Genomic DNA, 24,075 nt, shown 5'->3' on the forward strand with positions numbered 1-24,075 from the left:
CCGACGAGCCGGGAGGACGCGGAGTGAGTGACACGGTCGCACGGGCGCTGTGGGAGCGGTTCGAGCCGGTCCACGACCTGGTCTACTTCGCCCCCGAGGTGCGCCGGGCCACGGACGAACTCGGGATGCGCGGCTACTGGATGGGCTACTTCGCCCTGCGCGCGGCCCCCCTCGGCCGCGTCCCCGCATCCGTCGTCACCAGCTGCTTCTACGTCTTCCACCCCGACCGCGTGGCCCGTGCCGTACCGGACGCCTGGGGCTACGCGGAGCCGGCCGACGTGGTGGCGGCACGCGCGCGTGCCGTGGACGCCGCGATGACCGGCCTCTACGGTCCTGAGGTCGTCGCCTCCGACATGACGGCCGAAGCCGCCGACCTGGCCTGGGCGGCGGCGCAGGCCGCGGACACGGCGGGGCGGGTGCTCGGCGCCGCCAACCAGGCGCTCGCCCGCCCCGAACAGCCCCATGTCCGGCTCTGGCAGGCCCTGACCACCCTGCGCGAACACCGTGGCGACGGCCATGTCGCGGTGCTCGTAGGGCGGGGCGTGGGGCCGGTCGCCGCCATGCTGCTGAAGAGTGCGGCGGGGGAGTCGGACGAGGAGTTCCAGCGGCAGACCCGCAAGTGGGACGTCGAGCAATGGCAGGCGGCACGGGCGGAGTTGCGTGAGCGCGGCTGGCTCGGCGAGGACGGACGCCTCACGAAGGAAGGGATCGCCGTCCGCGAGGAGGTGGAGGCCGAGACCGACGCGGCGGCAGCCCAGCCGTGGACGGCCCTGGGCGCCGAAGGCACCGCCCGCCTGGCCCACCTCCTCGGACCTCTCGCCCGGACCGTCCTGGACTCCGGCATCGTCCCGGCCGGCAACCCGGTCGGGCTCTCGGTGGCCTGGGCGAACGGCTCAAGCTCCCTCACCGGGTGAGGCAGCCGTCCTTCGGTGTGCTCCCTCGTCCAGCCGTCGACGGGAACCCAGGCTCGGGGCTAGTCCGCTTCGGGCCGGCGCGCGTATGCCGCGGCGATCATCCGCGTCGCCGACCCCGCCGGACGCAAGGGCGTCCTGCGGACCCAGGCCGAGGAGCTGCTTTCGCGTATCGCGGCCGCACCGGCGTCGCTCGCCCTCGTCGAGTGCGCCCTGGGCTGCGCCCACGAGGACGTCACCCGATGCCCTTCGTTCCAGCGCACGGTCGCGGAGATCGCGGAGATCGCGGAGTTCCCGCCCCGGGCGACAGACGCCGTCGCCGCTCAGTAGGCTCGTCGGCATGCGGATCTCCGTCTCCTCGGACATGGACGAACCCGTGGCCCGCGCCCTCGTCGCGGAGTTGCGCGGGCGCGGTCACGACGTGGTCGCGCACGGCGCGCTGCGGCCCGGCGCCGACCCCCAGTGGGCGGTGTGCTCGGAGGCGGCGGCCCGGGACGTGGCCGACGGGAGCTGCGAGCAGGCGGTGGTCTGCTGCTGGACCGGAACGGGCGCGTCGATCGCCGCGAACAAGGTGCCCGGCGTGCGGGCCGCCCTGTGCACGGACGCCTACACGGCGGACGGCGCCCGCCGCTGGAACGACGCCAACGTCCTCGCCCTGAGCCTGCGCCTGACCTCCGAGCCGCTGCTCAGGGAGATCCTCGACGCCTGGTTCGCCGCCGGGGCCGGCGAGGACGCCGAGGACCGGCGGAACGTGGCGCACATCGACGCGCTCGACAGCGACAGGACGGACAGGACGGACAGGACGGACAGGACGGACAGGACGGGCGGCTAGGACCTGTCCTTCCCGGAGCGGCCACCTGCTCTTCCCGGGGCCCCCGTCTTTCCCGAGGCCATCCGTCTTTCCCGGGCCACCTGGCCTTCCCGAGGCCGCGGACCGGTCCTGCGGCCTCTGAGACGGCAGTTCGGCCGCGGCGGGGCAGGGCGCACGGACGGGGGCGGACGGCGCAGAGGAAGGGGCAGGCGGCGGACCGTCGTGCGCCCTGTTGAGGCGTCCCGCCGGGTGCCTACAGTGGTCGGCCAGCCCTGCGGCGCGGATCCGGCGGGGCATGCCCCACCACCCCGTGGTCACCGGCCGTCCCGGCCCGGCAGTCGTCCGGCTCCGGCACGGCCGCGCACACCGGCGCGGCTCCCAGGGCGACGGGTGCGAGGACCCCCGCGCGACAGGCACCATCCGTGACACCGCTCGGGCCGCACGACGGCTGCCAGCTGGGCGCCCGCGGCACGAGCGTGCGTCGAGAGCCACTGGAGGCCGCTGTGTCCCGACCGTGCATCGCCCTGATCGCCGACCCCACGTCGCCCGAAGGCTGCCGGGAGTATCTGGCCGACGCCGTGGAACTGCTCACCGGCGCACCGCCCGTCCGGATCGACTCCCGGCACTTCGCCACCGGCGGAACCGGCCGAGGCGTCCGCGACGGAGGGCGGTTACGACTTCAAGTCCCCGAAGAGCGACTGGACTTCACCCCGGACGTCGTCCTGCTCTACGAGATCCCGCCGCACCGCCGCCCGGCACTCGCCGCGTTCCAGGAACTCCTGGAGAGCCACGACGTGGTGACCCTGGGCACCGGCTCCGAGGCCTGGCGGACCGCGACGGAGAAGAACCTCACCGTCGCCCGTTTCCTGCGCGACGGCGTCGCCCAGATGGAGACCGCCGTGCTCTCCCGGCCGTCCGCGCGGGAGGCGGCCGACGCCTTCGAGCGGCTCGGTGGCGACACCTGGGCCCGGCCCGTCGTCGGCACCGGCGGCAACGACACCTTCCATGTCGCCACCCCCGCCCAACTCGCCGACGCCACCGCCTTCTACGCCGAGCGCGGCACCGACTGGATGCTCTCTCGCGACGCGGGCAACGTCACCGCCGACGGACTGCGCCACCAGTTCCGCGTCTTCGTCCTGGGCGGCCGGGTCGTGCACGCCCGCGAGCACCTCCAGCCCGAACCGGACACCCCGTGCAACACCTGCCAGGGCGCGACGCCCGTCCACATCGCGCCGCCCGACCTGGAGCCCCGGCTCGCCGAACTCGCCGTCGCCGCCACCGCGTCGGTCGGGCTCCCGTTCGCCGGCGTGGACCTGGCCGTCGAGAACGGCGGGGTCGTCTTCGAGGTCAACGTCCAGCCCGCCTTCGTCGAGGGAGAACTCGAGTCGGTGGCCGTGCCGTACGTACAGGCGCACCTGGACGCGTTCGCCCTGACCGGCCACGGCCTGCCCCGGGGGCTCACCGCCTCGGCGTGAACCAGGTGGTCTTGCCCTCGTCCGTCGGCCGTACCCCAGTCGGCGGCGAGGGCGCGGACCGGGATCGGCGTTGTCGTCGGTTGCCGCAGCTGTCCTCCGACCTGATCCGCCGGACAGGCCTTAGTGCAGAAAGGCGCTCCCTTCCGGTACTGAGGCGGGTTCGGAGGCGGGTTCGGAGGCCGGTTCGGAGGCCGGTGCTGAGGCCGGTTCGGCCGGCAGCGCGGTGGCGACGGCCGCCGGCGGGGCCGCAGGCAACTGCGCCAGCAGCAGGGTGACGTCGTCGTTGTGGCCGTCGGGGTCCGGCAGCAGGCCCGCCAGGATATGGTCCGCCGCCGTCTCCAGACACGGTGGGGCGAAGAACAACTTGTCGAGGAGAGCGGTGAGTTCGTCGATCCGGGCCTCGATGTCGCTGCCCGGCGTCTCGATCAGGCCGTCCGTGTAGAGCACCAGGGTGGCGCCCGGCGGTATCACCGAACTGGACTGCTCGTACACGACGTCGCCCACCCCCAGGGGAGTGTTGACGGGGCAGGGGAGCGCGGTGACGCCCTCGCCCGCCCCGGCGACCAGCACCGGCAGATGGCCCGCCGAGCAGACGGTCACCGTGCCGGTGTCCGGGGCGATCACCAGATAGCAGCAGGTGACCAGTTGGTCGGGTACGTCGAGGTCGGCGACGCAGGTGTCCAGCGCCCGCATCAGCCGGTGCGGCTGCATGCCGGTCTTCGCCAGCGCGTGCGCGGCCGAGCGCAACTGGCCCATCACCGCGGCCGCTTCGAGGCCCCGCCCCATCACATCGCCGATCAGCACGCCGACCCGGTCGGCGCCCAGCGGGATCAGGTCGAACCAGTCGCCGCCCACCCCCGCGCCCTGGGTGGCGGGCCGGTAGCGGCTGACGTTGGCCAGACCGGGCAGCGCCGGCGGGGTGCCCATCAGGCTGCGCTGCAGGGTCAGGGCGATGTGCCGCTGCTGCTCGTACAGCGCGGTCAGCTCCGCCTCGGCGCGCTTGCGGTCGCTGATGTCCCGCACGATCGCACACGCCCCGACGACGGTGCCGTGCGCGTCCGGGGTCGGCCACAGCGTGACGTCCACGTCCAGCAGCGTCCCGGCGCTGGTCAGTCGTAGCGTCTCGAAGTGCTCGACCTTCTCGCCGTGCCGCAGCCGTTTGAGCAGCGCGCGGACCTCGCCGCGCAGGCGTGGCGGGGCCAGCAGCGCGATGTGCCGGCCGATCGCCTGCTCGGCCGTGTAGCCGTACAGACGCTGCGCGGCCGCGTTCCAGTAGGTGACGTACCCGTCCAGCGTCGTGGCGAGGATCGCGTCCTGCGACGACTCCACCAGCGCGGCGAGCTCGTTGATCCGCGCCTCGGCCGCCTTGCGGTCGCTGACGTCGCGCACGGCCGCCGACACCAGCAGCCCGTCCGCGGTCTCCAGCGGGCTGAGGCTGATCTCGACGGGGAACTCGGTGCCGTCCTTGCGCAGTCCGTGCAGTTCCAGTCCGGCGCCCATCGGGCGTACCTGCCGGTTGTCCGTGTAGCCGCCCCGGTGCGCGGTGTGCTGGCCCCGGAAGCGGTGCGGTATCAGCAACTCCACCCGGTGGCCCAGGAGTTCCTCACGGCCGTAGCCGAACAGGGCCTCGGTCTGGGCGTTGACGAGCTTGATGACGCCCGCGTCGTCGACGATGACCATGGCGTCCGGGGCCGCCTCCAGCAGACCCCGGAACCGCTCCTCGGCCCCGCCCGGCGCGCTCGGCGGCACGGACGCGCCGCAGGCGCACCGTTTCTGCTCCGGCGCACCCCCGCCCGCCCCGGCACCGGCCCCCGCCCCGGCGCTCACGCCCGCTTTCGCGCGCCGCGCCGGTCCAGCCTGCATCACGTCGGCCATATGTCCACCTCACCCTGCGCGACGACTCAGGCCATCACAGCGCTTCGGCACCGCCCCCGCTCCTGGATGTCGTTTACTGTCCGCCGGGTGTCCGTCCCCTGTCGGAACCTGAGCGGTGTGTCACAGGGTCGCCGCGTGATCCGGAACGTAGTTCTGCAGATCGCGTGGCGGACGCTGGTATCCGGTCGACGCCGGCCGCTCGGGAAGCTCCAGTACCGGCGGCGGCACCTCCCGGTACGGCACCGAGTCCAGCAGATGGGCGATCATGTTCAACCGGGCCCGCCGCTTGTCGTCGCTCTCCACGACGTACCACGGCGCTTCCTGGACGTCGGTGTGCACCAACATCTCGTCCTTGGCCCGCGAGTACGCCTCCCAGTGGGTGATCGACTCCAGGTCCATCGGCGACAGCTTCCAGCGCCGCAGCGGGTCCTCCAGCCGCCTGCGGAAACGCTCCTGCTGCTCGGTGTCGCTCACTGAGAACCAGTACTTGCGCAGCAGGATCCCGTCCTCGACCAGCATCCGCTCGAAGATCGGGCACTGGCGCAGGAACAGCTGGTGCTCCTCCTTCGTGCAGAAGCCCATCACATGCTCGACGCCCGCCCGGTTGTACCAGGACCGGTCGAACAGCACGATCTCCCCGGCGGCCGGCAGATGCTCGACGTACCGCTGGAAGTACCACTGGGTGCGCTCGCGCTCGCTGGGCTTCGGCAGGGCGGCGATGCCGGCGACGCGGGGGTTGAGGTGTTCGGCGACCCGCTTGATGGTCCCGCCCTTGCCCGCCGCGTCCCGGCCCTCGAAGACGACGACCACCCGTGCGCCCTCGGCCCGCACCCACTCCTGAAGCTTCACCAACTCCGTCTGGAGCCGCAGCAGTTCGCTTTCATACGCCATGCGCGGCAGCTTCGCCGTCGTCTTCTTGGCCATGCGCCTGATCCCCTCGCCGACGTGGTGCTACGGGCGCGTCCCACGGTACGTGATCACCGCACGTGACCGGCGGAGATCGGCCCCTGGCGGTCCTGCACCGAGGTACGCCGACGTGCGTCGATGTGCGTCGACGTACGCTGGTCGGCGTGTTGAGGTGTCACGTCCGTACCGCGCGACCGGCGACCGGATGACCGCGTCCCCCTCGACCCCCGGCGCCGCCGCGATCCGGTTCGCCGGAGGGACCGTGCGGCGGGAAGAGACGCTGTCCGGGGCCGTCGCGGAGGTCCTGCTCGACGACGGGCGGGCGGTGATCGTCAAGCGCGGCGACGCGCCGGGCGCGGTGCGGGCCGAGGCCGCGGGGCTGGCCTGGCTGGCCGACGCGGGCGCGGTACGGGTGCCCGCCGTGCACGGACACGACGAGCGGTGGCTGGTGAGCGAGCGGGTGACGACGGGGCCGCCGGGCCCGGGCGCCGCCCTCCGCCTCGGCCGTGACCTGGCCGCGCTGCACGCCGCCGGAGCCCCCGCCTTCGGCGCCGCCCCGCCGGGCGGACCGCGGGACGCGTACATCGGGCTCGCCCCCATGCGGAACACGGCCGGCGACGACTGGCCCGCCTGGTACGCCGAACACCGGGTGCTGCCCTATCTGCGGACGGCGGTCGACGCCGGCACGGCGAGCCCGGCCGAGGCGGCCGTGGTGGAGCGGCTCTGCGCGCGGCTGCCCGAGCTGGCCGGTCCCGCCGAGCCGCCCGCCCGGCTGCACGGCGACCTGTGGCGCGGCAACGTGCTGTGGGGCGTGGACGGACAGGCCCGGCTCATCGACCCGGCCGCGCACGGCGGACACCGCGAGACCGACCTCGCGATGCTGCACCTGTTCGGCTGTCCGTACCTGGACCGGGTGCTGGCCGGATACCAGGAGGCCGCGCCGCTCGCGCAGGGCTGGCGGGACCGCGTGCGGCTCCACCAGCTCTTTCCGCTGCTCGTGCACGCGGTGCTGTTCGGCCGGGCGTACGCCGAGCAGGCGCTGGCGGTGGCGCGGGGGGTGCGGTAGGCACCGGGGTGCAACCGGGGTTCACGCGAGGTGCAAGCGAGGTGCAAGCGGTCGTTCAGTGGGCGCCCAGGCCGCCTCCGCCGAAGGAGCCGCTGCTGCCCTTGCTCCATCGTGGCCGGTCCTTGGAGGCGCTCGGCCGGGTCGCACTGTTGGTCAGTTCGTACGGGGTGAGGGGGCGACCGCCCTTGGGGGTCCGGGGCACCTCGTCGGGCTCACGGTTCTCGCGGATCTCGTGCACCGGGCCTTCCGGCGGCAGGTGCGGCTGCTCATCGGGGCGCGGCCGGGGCGACTCGTGCGTCTTGACGCGCGCGCCCAGCCAGAAGCTGCCGGCCAGCACGGCCAAGACGACCATACCGACCGCGAACAGCCCGAGGCTGAGCAGTCCGCTCGCGGCGGCCAGCTGCATGCTCGCAGTACTCATACCAGGCGAATACCCGCAAAGTGGACGTCGAACCGCTCTTGCCCCCCGTCATTCGGCGTCGGCGTGTTTGACACGGCGCGTCCCGGCTACCCGCGAGGGGTGACTTCGACGACTTCCGCGCAGGAACCCATCCGGTTCCTGGAGGACCGCTTCACGTGCGCGCAGGCGTGCACCGAGTGCGCGCGGGCCTGTGCGCGGCGCGCGAGCCTCGTGGACCCGGCCCGCGCCGGACAGCAGGACCTCGTGCGCCGTAAGGGCATCATGTGCGCGGAGGTGTGCGACGCCACCTGGCGCGCGCTGTTCGAGGAGGACCGGCTGGACGAGCACGGCCTCCGCGTCCAGCTGGAGTGGTGCCGCACCGTCTGCCTGGAGTGCGCGCACGTCTTCGACCGGCACCCGGGCGCGGAACGGAGCGCGGCCGCGTGCCGCGCCTGCGCCAGGGCGTGCACGGACTTCCTCGCGACGCTGGCCTGAGCGGCCCGGGAAGCAGGCGCCCGGTTTTGACAGCGCCCGCTCCAGCCGCGCATGTACAGCGCCCGCCTCAGCCGCGCATGTACAGCGCCCGCCTCAGCCGCACATATGCAGTGCCCACCCCACCCGCACGTTCACAACGTCCGCCCCACCCGCACGTTCCACCTCCCGGTCCGGCCGCTGAGCTCCACGGCCGTCAGCGGCGGGACGTCGGTGCGCCAGAACGCCGACTCCGGCGCCCCCAGCGCCCGTACCACCGCGGCGCGGACGAGTTCGGGCTCGACGACGGCGACGGTCCGCCCGGGGGCCCGGGCGGCCGAGTCCAGCCAGGCGGCCGTCCGGTCGCACACCGCGTACACCGACTCCCCGCCGTGCGGCGCGGCCGACGGGTCCGTCAGCCAGCGGCCCAGTGCCTCCGGCTCGCGCGTCTGCACCTCCGCCAGGGTCTCGCCCCGCCAGCGGCCCGCGTCCATGGCCGCCAACTCCGCTACGGCCACGGCGTCGAGTCCGAGCGCGGTCGCCGTCTCCCGGCAGCGCACGGTGGGCGAGCACCAGACCCGCTCGGCCGCCGGAAGCGTCCCGGCCGCCGCCCGCGCCTGCCGCAGCCCGACGGCGTCGAGCGGGCTGCCGTCGTCGAAACGGGCCTCGCGCAGGGCCGCGGTGATCGCGGGGGAGACCAGCACCAGCCGACTCGTCATACGGTCACACCCATCACACCCATCACACCCGTGATACCCGTCGTAGCAGTCGTCGTACTCGTCATACGGCCCCTCGCCCCCGTGCCTCGTCCAGCATCCGGCGCATGACCGGGACGGGCAGGCCGGGGTGGCGGGCCGCTTCCTGCGCGGTCTCGCGGTCGCGCAGGAGTCGCGTCAGCACGCGTGCGGGCAGGCCCGGGTGCTGGGACGCCGCGTACCGGACCCGGTCGTACGGGTCCTCGAGCAGCCGTACCGCCGAGGCGACCGACAGCCGGGGGTCCTCGGCCGCCCGGCGTCTGACCTCGACGCTCGGGTCCCGGCTGAAGCGTTCGACCAGCTCGGCCGTCGAGTCCGGGTCGTCCAGGGCCAGCCGGCGCATCCGGGGACTGGGGTCGTCGGCGTGGCGCAGGAGGTCGCGGCGGGGGAAGTTGGGGTGGCCGTGCGGGCGGTCGGGGGTGCTCAGGCTGCCCGTCCACCATTGCCACACCGACAGGAGCAGGTCGGCGGGGGCGTCGTCGCAGTTCTCGGCGAGGAAGAGGTGGACGACGCGGTCCTCGTCCCGGGCCAGGCGCTCCACGATGTCCGCCGGCAGCCGCCGGGCATGGGCGACGCTCCGGCGGACCAGGGGGTGGGCGGAGACGGCCAGGCGGCGCAGGGCGTCAAGGTCGTCGTGCAGGGCCACGATCCAGTCGAGGGCGTGATACTGGATCCCCGGATCGAACGGGAAGTCGATGGTGGCGCGCTCCTCCTCGGTGAGGCCGGGGTGCAGGGACGCCTCCCAGCGGACGCGGTCGTCGGGGTCCCGGCCCAGCAGGAGGACCAGATCGGTGTCCATGTGCGGGTTGCGGGCGAGGGAGCAGCGCCGTTCCGGCTCGGGGTCGTGGACCAGCGCCTCGGCGAGGTCGCGCTCGAGACGGCAGCGCTCCACCGCACGGACCTCGAAGCCCCTGGCCTCGAACACGGCCCGCGGCATCGGGTGGTCCTCGTGATGGCGGAGCAGCGCGGCGGACCGGACGGTGCCGTCGGGGTCGTTCAGCAGGCGCTCCCGCTCGTGCTGGTCCAGCTGCGGCCAGGCGCGCTTGCAGGCCGTGGCCCGGACGGAGGCGTGGGAGTCTGCGGTCAGGGCCGTGAGCAGGGACGCCGGCAGACCGGGGAGATCGGCGGCCTGCTCGCGCACCTGTGCGGAGGGGGCGGTGGCGAGCCGCCGGTACCCGGGGGCGGTGAGCTCGGCCCGCCGGTACCGGACCAGCCAGGCGAGGGACCGCAGGCGCTTGGCGTCGTCCTCGGCCAGGATCATCCGGGCCCGCTGCTCCGGCGTGAGGTTCGGCTGGTGCTCGGCCATCTCCCCCCTGATGCTCCAGTCCGGGTGGACCATGGCCGCTTCCACGACCGCGGTCGGCTGCGGGCTGTACATCAGGTAGTCCGACAGGCCCACCAGGTCGACCCGTAGGTCGTCGGGCACGCCCGGGTTGCCGCCCAGGCCGTTCACCCACCGTGCGCGCAGCTTGTCGCCGTTCTCCGGCACCTCGAACAGCGCCTCCCAAGCGGCCGCCCGCTCCTGCTCGGTCTCCTCGGCCGCCGCCCGCGCCTCCGCCTCGACGCGCTCGGCGATCCGGTCCACCACCGTGACCCGTATCCCGTCCTCGCCCGCGGTCACCCCCACCACGGTGTCCCCGTCGACGGCCGTCGTGACGAACTCCGGCTGCGAACCGGGGAGTTCGCCCAGTACGTCGGCGAGCCGCCAGCCCGGATCGAGCCGGACCCGGGTCCACCTCCGGGGCGGACAACCGGGCCCCGCACCCTCCACGTCGATGAGGAACACCCCGTCCCCGCCGAAGAGACCGGCCCCGGTCGCGAGCCGATGCCACTGCGCGTCGATCTCGGCGGGCCGGTCTGCCCGTACGGTGACCGTCGGCGCCGTCTCTCCCGAGACGATCCGGCGCCAGGCGGCGCGCGGCGGCAGCACGCCCACCTCCTCCCAGGGCCCGGTGACCTCCAACCCGGCGCGGGCGAACAGTGCCTTGAGCTCTTCTCCGGTCATGAGGGCCATCCTGCCGGACCGGGCCCCCGCGTTCCCCGCCCGTCCGGCATCATGATCACGGGAACGGTTCCGGCGGGGGATCCGCCCCGCCGTGGTGATCTGCCGCGCCGCCATTCCCAATTTCTGCAACACGTTCTACCGTGTGCGCCGTCAGGACACCGGCCGTGGGAAGCCAGGAGGCGCCGTGCATCTCGACCACACGCCCGAGCAGCAGCGGCTGCGCACCGAACTGCGCGCCTACTTCGCCGAGTTGGTGCCACACAACGCCTACGCCCGGCACATCGACCCGGTCGCCGCGAAACGCTTCTACCGCGCCGCCATCCGCCGGCTCGGCGCGGACGGCTGGCTCGGCGTCGGCTGGCCCAAGGAGTACGGCGGCCGCGGCCTCACCCCCATCGAGCAGTTCGTCTTCTTCGACGAGGCCGCGCAGGCCGGCGTACCGCTCCCGCTGATGGCGCTGAACACCGTCGGCCCGACGATCATGAAGTACGGCACGGACGAGCAGAAGGCGTACTTCCTGCCGAAGGTCCTCTCCGGCGAGATCGACTTCGCCATCGGCTACAGCGAGCCCGACGCCGGCACCGACCTCGCCGCGCTGAAGACCCGCGCCGTGCGCGACGGCGACCACTACGTCGTCAACGGGCAGAAGATCTGGACGACCAACGGCGACACCGCCGACTGGGTGTGGCTCGCGGTGCGCACCGACCCGGAGGCCCCGCCGCACAAGGGCATCACCATGCTCCTGGTGCCGACCACCGACCCCGGCTACTCCTGCACGGTCATCCGCACCCTCGCCTCGCACGACACCACCGCCAGCTACTACGAGAACGTCCGCGTCCCCGTCGCCCACCGGGTCGGCGCCGAGAACGCGGGCTGGCGGTTGATCACCAACCAGCTCAACCACGAACGCGTCACCCTGGCCGCGCACGGCACCATGGCGATCCGCGCCCTGCACGACGTACAGCGCTGGGCGACGGAGACCAAGCTCGCCGACGGCCGCCGGGTCGTCGACCTGCCCTGGGTGCGCCGCCGCCTCGCCCAGACCCATGTGAAGCTCGACGCCCTGAAACTCCTCAACTGGCAGATGGTCGGCGCCCTCCAGAACGGCACCCTCACCCCACAGGACGCCTCGGCCGTGAAGGTCTACGGCTCCGAGGCCCGCCGCGACGCCTACGCCTGGCTCATGGAGGTCGTCGCGGCCCCCGGCGCCCTCCAGGAGGGCTCGGCCGGCGCCGTCCTGCACGGTGAACTGGAACGCGGCTACCGCTCCGCCGTGATCTTCACCTTCGGCGGCGGCAACAACGAGATCCAGCGCGAGATCATCTCGTGGATCGGCCTGGGGATGCCGCGCGTACGGCGCTAGCTGTGTGTGACGAGGCTTTTTAGTTGGCACAAAAGCGGGACGGTTGGCACTGAGCGGAGTGCTTGGCCTCACGCGCGATGGGCTTGGCTTGTTGGCGTCCTGGGCCAGCTGACCTGCTAATTTCTCAGGGCCAGCGCTACTGGGACGTGCGGGGCTGAGGCGGTGGCCGATACTCAGGTCACCGGCGTCCCGGATGTTGAACGGCGCCAGGCCGATGTCACATACCGAGGATAGTTGGCACCGTGATTCTGTGGGATCAGGATGACGGCCGAGCCGTGATGCGGCAGTTGGCACTTCACCGCGAGCACTGGAAACGCCGTCGACTGCGACTTCGCGGCGATGGCGGCTCCAACTCAAGATCGAGAACTTACCGCCTGCCAGGCTGAGAGTTCTCCGCTGGTGCCGCGTCCGAGGTTGCCCGTGGGCGTACACCATCGGCAGCCGCCGTTCTGGCGGGGATCTTGGAGATGCCGTTCGCGGACTCGAGGGCGGTGGATGACTGATCCCAGATCGTTGTCGTTCTCGTGCAGGCCGGCGGATGCGATCAGGAATTGGGTCACGGCTTCGCCGGCGGCGAGTGTGTTCAAAGGCATCACGCTGGGCGCGGGTACACCGGGGATGTACCGGGCTTGCTCGCGCTCGGTCTCGGGGTGCATCTCGATGGCGAGTTCGGTCGGGTCGATGAGGCCGTTGCACCACATGCAGCCGATGCCCGGGGCGATCAAGCGTGTGGCGGTGTGGATCTGCCCGACGTCACCGTCTGGGGAGACGGGGATCTTCACGCCGACTTGAGTGGCGGGGATGAGGAACTCGTGGACGACGGCGTTGACCCAGTGCCGGGCTGAATGGCTGTCGGCGGCCAGGAAGATCCAGTCGCAGAGCACCAGCTCACGCAGTGCCTCGGGGTCCTCGACTCTTCGTGGGACCGTGGTCAGGCGGATCTGTGGATTTGCTCGGATTGCGTTACGGGCGGCGAGATCGGTTTTGAGTTTGTCGATGTCGCTGCGCTCGGCTCCCAGCAGCCGTGGGAGGTTGGTCGCGTCGACGGTTTCGTTGTCGATGAGGACGAGTTCCCCGACGCCGAGCCGTGCGAGTTCTTCGACGAGGATGCTGCCGAGACCGCCAAGGCCGACGATGGCGACGCGCAGCCGGGCAAGTGTTTCTTGCCCGCGGTCGCCCAGAAGCTGGCGGGCACCGACCCATGTCAGCCGGCTCGTTCTGATCACCCCCGCATCTGCCTCGCCGAGCACTAAGGCGGCGCTGACCGAGGGTCATTGCATTACAATCATAATACTGTGCACGGGGGCGATGGATCGCAAGCGAGCCCTCGCAGTCGACCGCACTCCACGACGCGCAATGAACACCCCCAGCGAGGGGGCATCGCGCCACCCAGCACGGCACCTCGCCGCCGAACGGGCAGCCACCGGAGCCTCGAATCTATTGCAGTACGATCGAAATGCAATATGACGAGGGCGCCCGCCAAGAGCAGGCAGCCCCTCCGACGAGGAAAGGGAGCGCGCGGTGCGCTACGGGAAAGAGCACAAGCAGGCGACCCGGCAGCGGGTCATCGAGGCGGCCGGACGCCGGTTCAAGCGGGACGGCATCGACGGCTCGGGCATCTCAACCCTCATGACGGACGCGGGGCTCACCAACGGCGCCTTCTACACCCATTTCACGTCGAAAGACGACCTCGTGGCCACCGCGGTCGCCGACCAATTGCAGGCGCAGAACGCGAGCATCGTCGCGCAGGCGGCGCCCGGTCGCACAGGACTTGAGCAGATCGTGCGCTGGTACCTGTCCGCCCAGCATCGCGACAGTTCCGACGACGGCTGCCCCGCCGCCGCCCTGCTCGACGAAATCCGGCGCTGCACAGACCCGACCAAGCAGGCTTACACCGACGGCGTACTGATGGTCGTCGACGGCATCGCCGCCCGCCTGGCACCCGTTCTCCCCGACACCGGGTGAGGAGCACTACAACCCGATCGGCAGCGTGCACGGCGGCATCTTCGCCACCCTGCTCGACTCGGCGGCTGGTTGCGCAGTCCAGTCGACCCCTCCGCAGGGCGTTGCGTACACCTCGCTCGATCTCACGGTGAAGTTCCTGCGACGGATCACCGTGGACACGGGCACGGTACGCGCCATCGGTACGGTGGTCAGCAAGGGCCGTCAAACCGCCCTGGCCCAGGCGCAGTTGGTCGACGGCACGGACCGTCTGCTCGCCCATGCCACCAGTAGCTGCATGCTCTTCCCGGTGCCTCCCTCGCAGGGGTGAGCCTCAGCGGCGACCGGTATCGGTCTGGGCCGTGATGCCGGACTCCCTCGATCGCGGCGCAGAACGCCGGGGTGTGAGGTGAAACCGCTGTGGCGCACGTCGGTCGCGGCCCGTAACTCCTCGGGTCGCCGGCCTCCGTGCGCCGCAGATGTGTCCAGGCGCCCGAAGGTGGTGGTTCCCTCGGGTGCCTGGCTGCTCTTCGTCAGGCGGCGTGGGTGGGGTAGTCGGTGTAGCCGGTTGCGTCGCCGCCGTAGAAAGTGGCGGAGTCGGGGGTGTTCAGCGGCGCGCCGGAGCGTATGCGCTCGACCAGGTCGGGGTTGGCGAGCGCCATGGTGCCGACGGTGACGACGTCGGCGACGCCGTCTTCGACGTCCTTGGCGCGGGTGGCGATGTCGGTGCCGGCCCGGTTGAGGACCAGGGTGCTCGGCCACAGCTTGCGGAGGGTGTGCAGGAGTTCCTCGTCGCCGCCGTGAGCGATGTGCAGGTAGGCGAGGTTGAGGGGGGCGAGGGCGCGCAGGAGGTGCGGGTAGAGCTCGTGCGGGTCGCTCTCCGCGAGGTCGTTGAGCTGGAAGGGGTTGCCGGGAGAGATTCGGATGCCGGTGCGGCCGGCGCCGATCTCGTCGGCCACGGCCGTGGCAACCTCCACCGCGAAACGGATGCGGTTGTCGAGGGAGCCCCCGTACTGATCCGTGCGCTGGTTGGTGTTGGGGAAGAGGAACTGGTTGATCAGGTAGCCGTTGGCCCCGTGGATCTCGACGCCGTCGGCGCCGGCCGCGATGGCGGCCGCGGCGGCGCGCCGGAAGTCGTCGACCGTCGCGGCGACCTCCTCGGTGGACAGTTCGCGCGGCTCCGGCATCTCCTGGAGCCCGGACGGGGTGAACATCTGGCCGGCCGGCTTGATCGCGGAGGGTGCCACAGGCTGCCGGTGGTGAGGGGTGTTGTCCGGGTGGGAGATGCGCCCGGTGTGCATCAGCTGGATGACGATGCGTCCGTCGGCCTTGTGTACGGCGTCGGTGACCTTGCGCCAGCCTGCGATGTGGTCCTCGGTGTAGATGCCCGGGGTCACCGGGTAGCCCTGTCCGTCGGCGGAGGGCTGGGTGCCCTCGGTGACGATGAGGGCGTGTGAGGCGCGCTGGGCGTAGTACTCGGCGTTCAGCTCGGTCGGCACGCCGTCCGGGGTGGCCCGGCTGCGGGTCAGGGGTGCCATGGCCAGCCGGTGCGGCAGGGCGATCTCTCCGACGACGGTGGGGTTCCACAGGGCGTTGAGCATGGGTGATTCCTCAGGTGATGGGTGGTGGTTTCGAAAGGGCGGGGGCGGACACCGCGTGGACGTGGACACCGGGCTCTTCTGCTTCCGGGTCCGAAGACGCACCCGCCCTGCGCACGCCGGCCGAGTCGGAGCCGGCACCGGCCTATCAAATTACGATCGTAATGCTATGTGGTCGGGTGGGCTGTGGCAAGTGAGTCCCGGCATGGGGCACGAAGTCGCGCGGTGCAGCTCGCGCAAGAACCTCACGCCGGAGCGGATGGGAGTTCCGCAACGCAAGCTGGAATCGCCTGCTCCGCCCAGATGACACTTGCCCTCGTGGTTGTGCCGTGTGCCCCAGTGTTCGGTGGGGTGGGCGACGAGGAGCAGGCCGCGGCCGCCCTCGTCGAAGTCCCGGGCACGGCGCAGGTGCGGGGCGGTGCTGTTGGCGTCGGAGACTTCGCACGTCAGGGTGGGCTGAAGGATCATCCGCAGTTTGATGGGGTTCTTGCCGTAGCGGATGGCGGTCGTCACCAGTTCGCTGACCACGAGTTCGGCGGTGAAGGCCGGTTCTTCCAGCCCTCAGACGGTCAGTTGATCGGATGCCTGGACGCGGGCCGTGGAGACGACTGCCGGGTCGCTGGGGAGACCCAGGTCGCGACATGATCGGCGTCAAAGGCTCCGGTGGGGCAGTCCGCCGGGCGCGCCCGCCCACCGTCAGCCAGGTATGGCGACATTCGATCACGGGGTGTGACCGGCGCGGCGGAGAACAGGGCGCAGGACCTCGATGACACCGGCGTCGTCCACCGTGGAGGGGATGGGTTCGTCGTGGCCGTCGGCGATGCCGCGCATCGTCTTGCGGAGGATCTTTCCCGAGCGGGTCTTGGGCAGGGCGGCTACTACCGCGACGTCCTTGAGGGAGGCGACGGCGCCGATGCGCTCGCGTACGAGCTGGACGAGTTCGGCCTCGACCTCGCCCGGTTCGCGGTCTACGCCGGCTTTGAGGACGACGAAGCCGCGCGGTACCTGTCCCTTCAGGGCGTCGGCGACGCCGATGACGGCGCATTCGGCGACGTCGGGGTGGGCGGCCAGGGCCTCTTCCATGCTGCCGGTGGACAGCCGGTGTCCGGCGACGTTGATGACGTCGTCGGTGCGGCCCATGACGAAGACGTAGCCGTCGTCGTCGATGTGACCGCTGTCGCCGGTGAGGTAGTAGCCGTCGTAGGCGGAGAGGTAGGAGGCGACGTACCGGTCGTCGTCCTTCCAGAGCGTGGGCAGCGCGCCGGGCGGCAGCGGGAGCCGCACGACGATCGCGCCGTCGACGCCCGGCGGTGCCGGCTCGCCCGAAGCGTCGAGGACCCGGACGTCCCAGCCCGGCAGCGGGCGGGTGGGAGACCCCGGCTTGAGGGGAGCGGCCTCGATGCCCACGGGGTTGGCGACGATGGGCCAGCCGGTCTCGGTCTGCCACCAGTGGTCGATCACCGGGACGCCCAGCAGATCGGTCGCCCAGTGATAGGTCTCGGGATCGAGGCGCTCACCGGCGAGGAAGAGGTGGCGCAGGCCGGTCAGGTTGTAGCCCGCGGTGAGCGTTCCCTGCGGGTCCTCCTTCCTGATCGCACGGAACGCGGTGGGTGCCGTGAACATGGTCCTGACCCCGTACTCGGCGGCAACGCGCCAGAACTGGCCCGCGTCCGGGGTACCCACCGGCTTGCCCTCGTACAGCACCGTCGTCGCACCGACCAGCAATGGCGCGTAGACGATGTACGAGTGCCCGACGACCCAGCCGACGTCGGAGCCGGTGAACATCGTCTCGCCCGGGCCCACGTCGTAGACGGCCCCCATCGACCAGTGGAGGGCGACCGCGTAGCCGCCGCAGTCGCGCACGACTCCCTTGGGTTTTCCGGTGGTTCCGGAGGTGTAGAGGATGTAGAGGGGGTCGGTTGCGGGGACGGGAACACAGTCGGCCGGCGGCGCGGCGGCGACCAGGTCGGCCCAGTCGAGATCGTGAGGCCCCAACTCTGCTGTCTCCTGCGGGCGTTGCAGGATCACGTTCTTCTCCGGCTTGTGGACCGCGAGTTCGATCGCCTGGTCGAGCAGGGGCTTGTACGCGATGACCCGCTTGCCCTCGATGCCGCAGGAGGCGGAGACGACCACCTTGGGGGCCGCGTCGTCGATGCGGAGGGCGAGTTCGCGCGGGGCGAACCCGCCGAAGACGACCGAGTGCACCGCGCCGATACGTGCGCAGGCCAGCATCGCGACAACGGCCTCGGGGACCATCGGCATGTAGATCACTACACGGTCGCCGTGCTCGACACCGAGCCGCGCGAGTGCGCCGGCGAGAGCCGCCACCTCGTCCCTCAGCTGCACAAAGGTGTAGGTGCGCCGGGTGTCGGTCACGGGTGAGTCGTAGATGAGTGCAGCCTGTTCGCCGCGGCCGGCTTCGACGTGCCGGTCGACCGCGTTGAAACAGACGTTGAGCCGACCGTCGGGAAACCAGCGGTAGAAGGGGGCACCCGAGGAGTCCAGGGCGCGTCGTGGGGCGACATCCCAGTCGATGCCCTCCGCCGCCTTCAACCAGAAGTTCTCCGGATCCTCGGTACTCGAGCGGAAGACATCCTCGTACGTTCCCATCGCTCACTCCTTTGTGGCATCAAGGGACGGTGGCGGGGCTGCTTGCGGAACGGTGTCGGACACAAGTACCGCATGCCGGCCTACATGGTCGAGCAGGATGCCGACGACCGGCGGACCGGTCACCGGCATCGCGGTGGTGCGGCGGTCCGGCCGAAAGGCCGCTCCGCCCGGTGTGGCTTCAGCTCACGCGCCGAGGTGCTTGCGGAGCCACTGACCCATCTGCTGGATCGCCTCGTCCACCTCGGGTACGCGCCCCGCGCCCAGGACGAACGAGTGCTGTCCCTCGGGCAGCGGGTGGACCTCGGAGGTGACCTTGAAGTCCTTGAGGCGACGGCCCAGTTGGGCGCCGTCGTCGGCGAGGGTCTCGTACTCGCCGTAGTGGACGGTCGTGGGCGGCAGGCCAGTCAGATCGGCGTTCACGAGGCTGATCTTCGAATCGGCGAAGTCCACTCCGGGCTCCTGGAGCCAGGCTCCACGGAAGAGCTCAAGAGTGTTCCTGCTGAGCATCTTGTCGTTGTCTTCGTTCTCGTCCACCGACGCGTTCTGGATGGTGAGGTCGGTCCACGGCGAGACGCTGACGATCGCGCCCGGGGTCGCCTCCCCCTGCGCGAGCAGGCGCAGCGGGAGCATCACCGCGAGGGTGCCGCCGATCGAGTGGCCCGTGCTGCCGATGTTCCGCGGCTCGTAGCCCTGCGAGAGCAGCCACCGGTACGCCGTCTCGGCGTCGTCGAGCTGCGCCGGGTACGGGTGTTCGGGCGCCAGGCGGAAGTCCACGACGAGCGAGCGGGCTCCCGCCGCCTTCGCGATATGGCCCGCAGCCTTGCGGTCCGAGTGCATGGAGGCGGTGACCGACCCGCCGAAGTGGAAGTGGAGCAGAGCCCGGTCGGGATCGGCTCCCTCGGGGATGGCCCACAGGGCGGGGACGCCGCCCGCGTCCACCTCGGCGTACGTGACGCCTTCCGGCTCGGTCGACGCCTTGTGGTTGGAGTCGACGATGTCGCGGATGACGGCCAGGTCGAGACCCGGTGTCGACGACTTCGCGCTCACGCTCGCCAGGAACTCCGCGAACTCGTGTGCCTCTGGGCTTGCTCCCATGGTGGTGCTCCTTCGCAGGTTGCTGCCACGCCCACGTCCCGCGTGCAGCCAGGTTGATGTGCTGGTCCTGACGCTACTGTCTGAGTATAGAAAAGTAAACTCAGAAGGGATCGGGATCACCTCTGGTTGCGGGGGCGCGGCGGCGCTGTGCGGGCGACCCTCGACACCGGCGTCGACGCGCTCACTCATGCCGTCGAGGCGTACGTGAGCCGCAAGGCCAATCCGTTCTCCGAAGGCCTTGCGCTGAACGCCGTCCCGGACCATCGGACACCACCTCCGCCGCGTCTGCGCCGACGGGGGAGAGGCTCCGAGGCTCGCGAGGCGATGATGCTCGCCGCGGCCCAGGCCGGCATCGCCTTCTCCAAGGCCGGCGTGGCGTTCAGGCACGGCATGAGCCGCCCGATCGGCGCGCACTTCCACGTCGCTCATGGTCTGTCGAACGCGATGCTCTTCCCCGCGGTGACGGCGTTCTCCGTACCGGCCGCCGAGAGCCGGTACGCCGACTGCGCCCGCGCGCTCGGAGTTGCCGGCGACGGCGATTGCGATGTCCTGCCAGCCGGGAAGTTCGTGGAGGCGCTCCGCGACCTGTGCGAGGATCTTGAGGTGCCCACCCCTCGGGTCAACGGCATCGCCAAGGACGAGTGGTTCCGTCTGTCGCCCCTCGTGGCTGAGCAGGCGCTCGCGTCCGGATCCCCCGCCGACAACCCCGTTGGGCCCCCCGTGGACGAGATCCAGGACCTCTGCGCGCAGATCTACGGCTGAAGGCCGGCGACTGAGGAACGGTGACGGCACAATAGCCAGGTCCGCGCGGAGTGCGAGATGAGACGCATGACTGACACTGCTGAGGGCGAGGTTCTCACCGACGTGCACCGGGGCGTCGGCCGGATCCTTCTGAACCGACCCAAGGCGCTCAACGCCCTGACGACAGGCATGGTCGCGGCCATCGACGGTGCGCTCGCCGCATGGGAGCACACACCGCTGTCCGCTGTGGTGATCGCCAGCACCAGTGTGAAGGCCTTCTGCGCCGGCGGCGACATCCGCACGATCCGCGAGCACAGCCTCGCTGGGGATGCCGAGGCCAGTGAGCGGTTCTTCGCCTCCGAGTACCGGCTCAACGCCCGGATCGCCGAGTATCCCGTGCCGGTCGTGTCGCTCATAGACGGCATGTGCATGGGCGGTGGTCTCGGTCTGTCGGTCCACGGCGCCTTCCGCGTCGTCACCGAGCGTGCGGTGCTGGCGATGCCCGAGACCGGCATCGGTTTCTTCCCCGACGTCGGGGCCAGCTACTTTCTGCCGCGGCTGCCCGGCGCGATCGGCATGTACCTGGGACTGACCGGGCACCGGCTCGACGCGGCCGACGCCCTGTACACGGGTCTGGCCACGCACTTCGTCCCCACGGACAGGCTCGGTGCGGTCGGAGATGCCCTGGCAGACAGCCCCGGCGCCCCGGTGGACGTCGTCCTGAACCGTCTTGCCGACCGTTCCCCGGTGGGGGAGAGCAGGCTGGCGGAGGTACGTGGGGAGACGGACTGGGCGTTCGGCGCGCCGACCCTCGGCGAGATCGAGAAACGCCTGCGTCACCTCGACACCGCCTGGGCGTCAGACGCGTTGATCGCCTTGGAGTCCGCCTCGCCGCAGAGCTTGGAGATCACTCACGACCTGCTGGCCCGGGGCAGACAGCAGACGTTGCGCGGGTGCCTTGACACCGAGCTCACTCTCACGCGCACGACCATCCGCACGCCGGACTTCCTGGAGGGCGTCCGAGCGGCCTTGGTCGACAAGGACCGCAGTCCCACCTGGGAACGTGAGGTGCAGGGCGGACAGACACTGCCCGCCTGAGCATGTGCGCGTGAGCAGGTCCTCAGAACTGACCGGGGCGAGGCGGAGCTTGCCGAAATCGGCGCGTGGTTCGTTCATGCCGAGTTGCGCGGCGCGGATCGCGGTGACGTGCCCGCGGTTCCGGCGCCGATGGTGACGACGCCTTAGTGCGTGCTCACGAAGTGCCCCCGTTCCGAGGACATGGTCGGCTCGTGGAGCGACCGGTCATGCGGCGCGGATGTGTGGCGCCAGGGTGGCGTGGATCTGGTCGCGGATGTCGGCGAGCACGGCTTCGTCGCTGCGGTGCAGGCACACGGTGGCGGTGGTGCTGATGTGGATGATCGCGGTGATTACCCGCGCCAGCGTTGCCGCGTCGGCGGCGCCGATGTCCTCGTTGCGGGTGAGCAGGCCGGTGATGCCGTCCTCGAGGCGGCCGGCAAGGGTCAGGCCTACTTGCCGGTAGGGCTCGGCCGGGTCGCCGAAGACGAGTTCGTGCAGGTAGGTGCGGCCGTTCTCGATGTGCTCCCTCACGCACTCCACCACGGGGCGGATGAGAGCGATGACCGGCTCCAGCGCGCCCTGTCCGACGGCGGCGTTCGCGGCGGCGAGGCCGTCGTCGACGGCGGCGGCGAACTTCTCGTTCTGCACCATGATCAGCAACTCGGCCTTCGTGGACGCGTACCGGTAGAGCGTCCCGATCGCGACATCGGCCCGGCGGGCGACCTGCTGCGTCGTGACCCTGTCGACGCCGTGTTCGACGAACAGCTCGCGGGCTGCGGTCATGATGCGCTCGCGTTTGTCCTGTTTGGCCCTCTCGCGGCGCCCGATCGGCATGTGACCGCTTCCCATGGGGACCCCCCTTGACAATATTTCTGAGTGGACTCATAGTTGAGTGTACTCGGATTAGCGGCGTGGGGCGAGGTTGCGAGGTCCTCGGATGTCGCGCCGGGTTTGCCGATTCAGTCTCATACCTGGATAAATAGGACAAGAATTAGGAGCGGCGCCCCATGAGAGCGTTCGTCGTCACCAAGTACAAGGAGCCGCTGCAGGAGGCGGACGTCCCCGAGCCCACCGTCGAGGAGCACGACGTGCTGGTGCAGATGGAGGCCGCCGGACTGAACCCGCTGGATGAGAAGATCCGCGCCGGTGAGTTCAAGCAGATCCTGCCCTACAAGCTGCCGCTGATCCTGGGCAACGACGTCGCGGGCACCGTCGTCCGCGTCGGGACGGCGGTTCGCGGCTTCAAGCCCGGAGACGAGGTCTACGCCCGGCCCGACGCCGGCCGCATAGGCACGTTCGCCGAGCGCATCGCCGTAGCGGAGGGCGACCTGGCGCTCAAGCCCGCTTCGATCAGCATGGAAGAGGCGGGCTCGCTGCCGCTGGCGGCGCTCACGGCGTGGCAGGCGCTGGTGGAGCGCGGGAGGGTGCGGCCCGGGCAGAAGGTTCTCATCCACGCCGGCGCCGGCGGGGTCGGTTCGATCGCGATCCAGCTCGCCGCGCACCTCGGTGCGAGCGTCGCCACGACCGCCAGCGGTTCCAACGCGGACTTCGTGCGCGCACTCGGCGCGGACACGGTGATCGATTACCGCACCCAGGACTTCGAGCAGCTCCTGACCGGCTACGACCTGGTGCTGGACAGCCTCGGTGGGGAGACTCTCGAGAAGTCCCTGCGGGTGCTCAAGCCCGGCGGCAAGGCCATCGGGATCGCCGGTCCCCCGGACCCCGCGTTCGCCCGCGAGGCCGGCCTGAACCCGCTGCTGCGCCTGGCGGTCGCAGGCCTGAGCCGCAAGATCCGCAAGCAGGCGAAGAAGCTCGGCGTGACGTATGAGTTCCTGTTCATGCGCGCCAGCGGCGACCAGCTTCGCCAGATCACCGCCCTCATCGACCAGGGCGCGGTGCGCCCGGTGGTGGGAAAGGTGTTCCCCTTCGACCAGACCCCGGACGCGCTGCGATCCCTGTCCCAGGGCGGCACCCGCGGCAAGGCCGTCATCGGCAACAGCTGACCCGCCGCAACCGCGACGGGCGACACGAAACACACAGCGACACAGAACACACAGCGACACAGAACACGCAAGGAGAATCCGTCATGAGCAGCACCGACACCCCGAACGAAGCCGTCATCACCTCGTACGCGAAGGCCCCGGCCCGCACCGTCAGCGTCGACGGCGTCACCTACGCCTACCGCGAGCTGGGCCCGAAGGGCGGCATCCCCGTCGTCTTCTTCGTCCACCTCGCCGCGACCCTGGACAACTGGGACCCCCGCATCATCGATCCCATCGCGAAGGGCCGTCACGTCATCACCTTCGACAACCGCGGTGTCGGGGCATCCACCGGTCAGGTGCCGGACAGCGTCGAGGCGATGGCCGACGACGCCTACACCTTCATCAAGGCGCTCGGGTACGACAAGATCGACGTCTTCTCCTTCTCCCTCGGCGGCATGGTCGCTCAGGCCCTGGTGGTGAAGCACCCCGAGCTCGTCCGCAAGCTGGTCCTCACCGGCACCGGGCCCAAGGGCGGCAAGGACATGGACAAGGTCGCCAGAGTCACCTACTGGGACATCCTGCGTGCCACGTTGACCCGTTCGGACCCCAAGGAGTTCCTGTTCTTCAACCGCAATGCCACCGGTAAGCCCGCCGCACGCGCGTTCGTCAACCGGCTCAAGGAGCGCACCGTCGACCGCGACGCGGACATCAAGACCAAGGCGTTCCAGACGCAGCTGAAGGCCATCAAGAAGTGGGGGCGCTCCGCCCCCGACGACCTGTCGACGATCACGCAGCCCACCCTGATCGCCAACGGCGACAACGACCGCATGGTGCCGTCGGTCCTGTCGGAGGACCTGCACCGGCGCATCAAGGGCAGCGAGCTGATCATCTACCCCGACTCCGGGCACGGCGGCATCTTCCAGTACCACCAGGAGTTCGCCCCCGTAGCGGTCGAGTTCCTGGCGCGATGACCACCACCTGACCAGGAAAAAG

General features: G+C 70.8%; 20 protein-coding genes and 3 pseudogenes. 12 read left to right on the plus strand and 11 right to left on the minus strand.

Annotated features, from left to right (window positions below; genetic code table 11):
* Positions 1-23: 23 nt before the first annotated feature.
* The 3 genes from OG562_RS41485 (at position 24) to OG562_RS41495 (ending at position 3,197) form a co-directional block, all read left to right on the plus strand.
* On the plus strand, positions 24-914 hold the full coding sequence (locus OG562_RS41485; protein WP_266407331.1) for a hypothetical protein: 891 nt from the start codon (positions 24-26) through the stop codon (positions 912-914).
* A 337-nt stretch (positions 915-1,251) separates the two neighbouring features.
* Positions 1,252-1,743 carry an RpiB/LacA/LacB family sugar-phosphate isomerase gene (locus OG562_RS41490; protein WP_266407333.1) on the plus strand — a complete coding sequence of 164 codons (492 nt, stop codon included), beginning with the start codon at positions 1,252-1,254 and terminating at the stop codon, positions 1,741-1,743.
* A 482-nt stretch (positions 1,744-2,225) separates the two neighbouring features.
* Positions 2,226-3,197 carry a RimK family alpha-L-glutamate ligase gene (locus OG562_RS41495; RefSeq protein ID WP_266407335.1) on the plus strand — a complete coding sequence of 324 codons (972 nt, stop codon included), beginning with the start codon at positions 2,226-2,228 and terminating at the stop codon, positions 3,195-3,197.
* Positions 3,198-3,317: 120 nt separating this feature from the next.
* Here OG562_RS41495 and OG562_RS41500 read toward each other — a convergent pair whose 3' ends face one another.
* Together OG562_RS41500 and ppk2 are read right to left on the minus strand one after the other, a co-directional pair.
* On the minus strand, positions 3,318-5,072 hold the full coding sequence (locus tag OG562_RS41500; protein ID WP_266407336.1) for a PAS domain S-box protein: 1,755 nt from the start codon (positions 5,070-5,072) through the stop codon (positions 3,318-3,320).
* A gap of 120 nt (positions 5,073-5,192) precedes the next feature.
* Complete coding sequence (ppk2, locus tag OG562_RS41505; RefSeq protein ID WP_266407338.1) at positions 5,193-5,996, minus strand: polyphosphate kinase 2; 804 nt, start codon at positions 5,994-5,996, stop codon at positions 5,193-5,195.
* Between the two features lie 187 nt (positions 5,997-6,183).
* On the opposite strand from ppk2, the gene OG562_RS41510 reads away from it, so the two are divergent.
* Complete coding sequence (locus OG562_RS41510; protein WP_266409809.1) at positions 6,184-7,044, plus strand: fructosamine kinase family protein; 861 nt, start codon at positions 6,184-6,186, stop codon at positions 7,042-7,044.
* Between the two features lie 55 nt (positions 7,045-7,099).
* Here OG562_RS41510 and OG562_RS41515 read toward each other — a convergent pair whose 3' ends face one another.
* A complete protein-coding gene (locus OG562_RS41515; RefSeq protein WP_266407340.1) occupies positions 7,100-7,465 on the minus strand; it encodes a DUF6479 family protein in 366 nt (121 codons plus the stop codon).
* A gap of 99 nt (positions 7,466-7,564) precedes the next feature.
* Between OG562_RS41515 and OG562_RS41520 the strand changes: the two genes are divergently transcribed.
* Positions 7,565-7,939, plus strand: coding sequence for a ferredoxin (locus OG562_RS41520; RefSeq protein WP_266407343.1), 375 nt, complete (start codon positions 7,565-7,567; stop codon positions 7,937-7,939).
* A 131-nt stretch (positions 7,940-8,070) separates the two neighbouring features.
* Here the strand turns inward: OG562_RS41520 and OG562_RS41525 are convergent, their stop codons facing one another.
* Together OG562_RS41525 and OG562_RS41530 are read right to left on the minus strand one after the other, a co-directional pair.
* On the minus strand, positions 8,071-8,634 hold the full coding sequence (locus OG562_RS41525; protein WP_266407345.1) for a histidine phosphatase family protein: 564 nt from the start codon (positions 8,632-8,634) through the stop codon (positions 8,071-8,073).
* A gap of 61 nt (positions 8,635-8,695) precedes the next feature.
* The gene (locus OG562_RS41530; RefSeq protein WP_266407346.1) at positions 8,696-10,675 is read right to left on the minus strand and encodes a PE-PGRS family protein; all 1,980 of its coding nucleotides are present in this window, start codon (positions 10,673-10,675) and stop codon (positions 8,696-8,698) included.
* 184 nt (positions 10,676-10,859) lie between these two features.
* On the opposite strand from OG562_RS41530, the gene OG562_RS41535 reads away from it, so the two are divergent.
* Positions 10,860-12,038 (plus strand): acyl-CoA dehydrogenase family protein, encoded by a 1,179-nt coding sequence (locus OG562_RS41535; RefSeq protein ID WP_266407348.1) that lies wholly within the window; start codon positions 10,860-10,862, stop codon positions 12,036-12,038.
* Positions 12,039-12,391: 353 nt separating this feature from the next.
* On the opposite strand, the gene OG562_RS41540 is transcribed toward OG562_RS41535, so the two are convergent.
* Positions 12,392-13,288 carry a ThiF family adenylyltransferase gene (locus OG562_RS41540; RefSeq protein WP_266407350.1) on the minus strand — a complete coding sequence of 299 codons (897 nt, stop codon included), beginning with the start codon at positions 13,286-13,288 and terminating at the stop codon, positions 12,392-12,394.
* 271 nt (positions 13,289-13,559) lie between these two features.
* Between OG562_RS41540 and OG562_RS41545 the strand changes: the two are divergent.
* Both OG562_RS41545 and OG562_RS41550 read left to right on the plus strand, forming a co-directional pair.
* Positions 13,560-13,982, plus strand: a pseudogene (locus tag OG562_RS41545) (TetR family transcriptional regulator); the annotation flags it as partial.
* Between the two features lies 1 nt (position 13,983).
* Positions 13,984-14,310, plus strand: a pseudogene (locus OG562_RS41550) (PaaI family thioesterase); the annotation flags it as partial.
* Between the two features lie 202 nt (positions 14,311-14,512).
* Here OG562_RS41550 and OG562_RS41555 read toward each other — a convergent pair.
* The 4 genes and pseudogenes from OG562_RS41555 to OG562_RS41570 all read right to left on the minus strand — a co-directional run bounded on the left by OG562_RS41555 (position 14,513) and on the right by OG562_RS41570 (position 19,282).
* The gene (locus tag OG562_RS41555; RefSeq protein ID WP_266407352.1) at positions 14,513-15,580 is read right to left on the minus strand and encodes an alkene reductase; all 1,068 of its coding nucleotides are present in this window, start codon (positions 15,578-15,580) and stop codon (positions 14,513-14,515) included.
* Between the two features lie 242 nt (positions 15,581-15,822).
* Positions 15,823-16,221: pseudogene (locus OG562_RS41560) on the minus strand (ATP-binding protein); the annotation flags it as partial.
* A 76-nt stretch (positions 16,222-16,297) separates the two neighbouring features.
* The gene (locus OG562_RS41565) at positions 16,298-18,187 is read right to left on the minus strand and encodes a propionyl-CoA synthetase (protein ID WP_266407354.1); all 1,890 of its coding nucleotides are present in this window, start codon (positions 18,185-18,187) and stop codon (positions 16,298-16,300) included.
* Positions 18,188-18,370: 183 nt separating this feature from the next.
* Complete coding sequence (locus OG562_RS41570; protein ID WP_266407355.1) at positions 18,371-19,282, minus strand: alpha/beta hydrolase; 912 nt, start codon at positions 19,280-19,282, stop codon at positions 18,371-18,373.
* A 147-nt stretch (positions 19,283-19,429) separates the two neighbouring features.
* On the opposite strand from OG562_RS41570, the gene OG562_RS41575 reads away from it, so the two are divergent.
* Both OG562_RS41575 and OG562_RS41580 read left to right on the plus strand, forming a co-directional pair.
* Entirely contained in the window at positions 19,430-20,044 is a 615-nt protein-coding gene (locus OG562_RS41575; RefSeq protein WP_266407357.1) for an iron-containing alcohol dehydrogenase, read from the plus strand.
* Positions 20,045-20,110: 66 nt separating this feature from the next.
* Positions 20,111-21,121 (plus strand): enoyl-CoA hydratase/isomerase family protein, encoded by a 1,011-nt coding sequence (locus tag OG562_RS41580; protein WP_266407360.1) that lies wholly within the window; start codon positions 20,111-20,113, stop codon positions 21,119-21,121.
* 204 nt (positions 21,122-21,325) lie between these two features.
* Here the strand turns inward: OG562_RS41580 and OG562_RS41585 are convergent, their stop codons facing one another.
* Positions 21,326-21,949: a TetR/AcrR family transcriptional regulator gene (locus tag OG562_RS41585; RefSeq protein ID WP_266407363.1), complete on the minus strand. Its 624-nt coding sequence runs from the start codon at positions 21,947-21,949 to the stop codon at positions 21,326-21,328.
* Between the two features lie 158 nt (positions 21,950-22,107).
* Here OG562_RS41585 and OG562_RS41590 point away from each other — a divergent pair, with 158 nt between their 5' ends.
* Positions 22,108-23,103, plus strand: a complete 996-nt coding sequence (locus tag OG562_RS41590; RefSeq protein ID WP_266407365.1) for an NADP-dependent oxidoreductase — start codon at positions 22,108-22,110, stop codon at positions 23,101-23,103.
* Between the two features lie 83 nt (positions 23,104-23,186).
* Positions 23,187-24,053: an alpha/beta fold hydrolase gene (locus OG562_RS41595; protein WP_266407367.1), complete on the plus strand. Its 867-nt coding sequence runs from the start codon at positions 23,187-23,189 to the stop codon at positions 24,051-24,053.
* Positions 24,054-24,075: the final 22 nt, after the last annotated feature.

The sequence above is a fragment of the Streptomyces sp. NBC_01275 genome (assembly GCF_026340655.1).
In the GTDB taxonomy this organism is placed as follows: domain Bacteria; phylum Actinomycetota; class Actinomycetes; order Streptomycetales; family Streptomycetaceae; genus Streptomyces.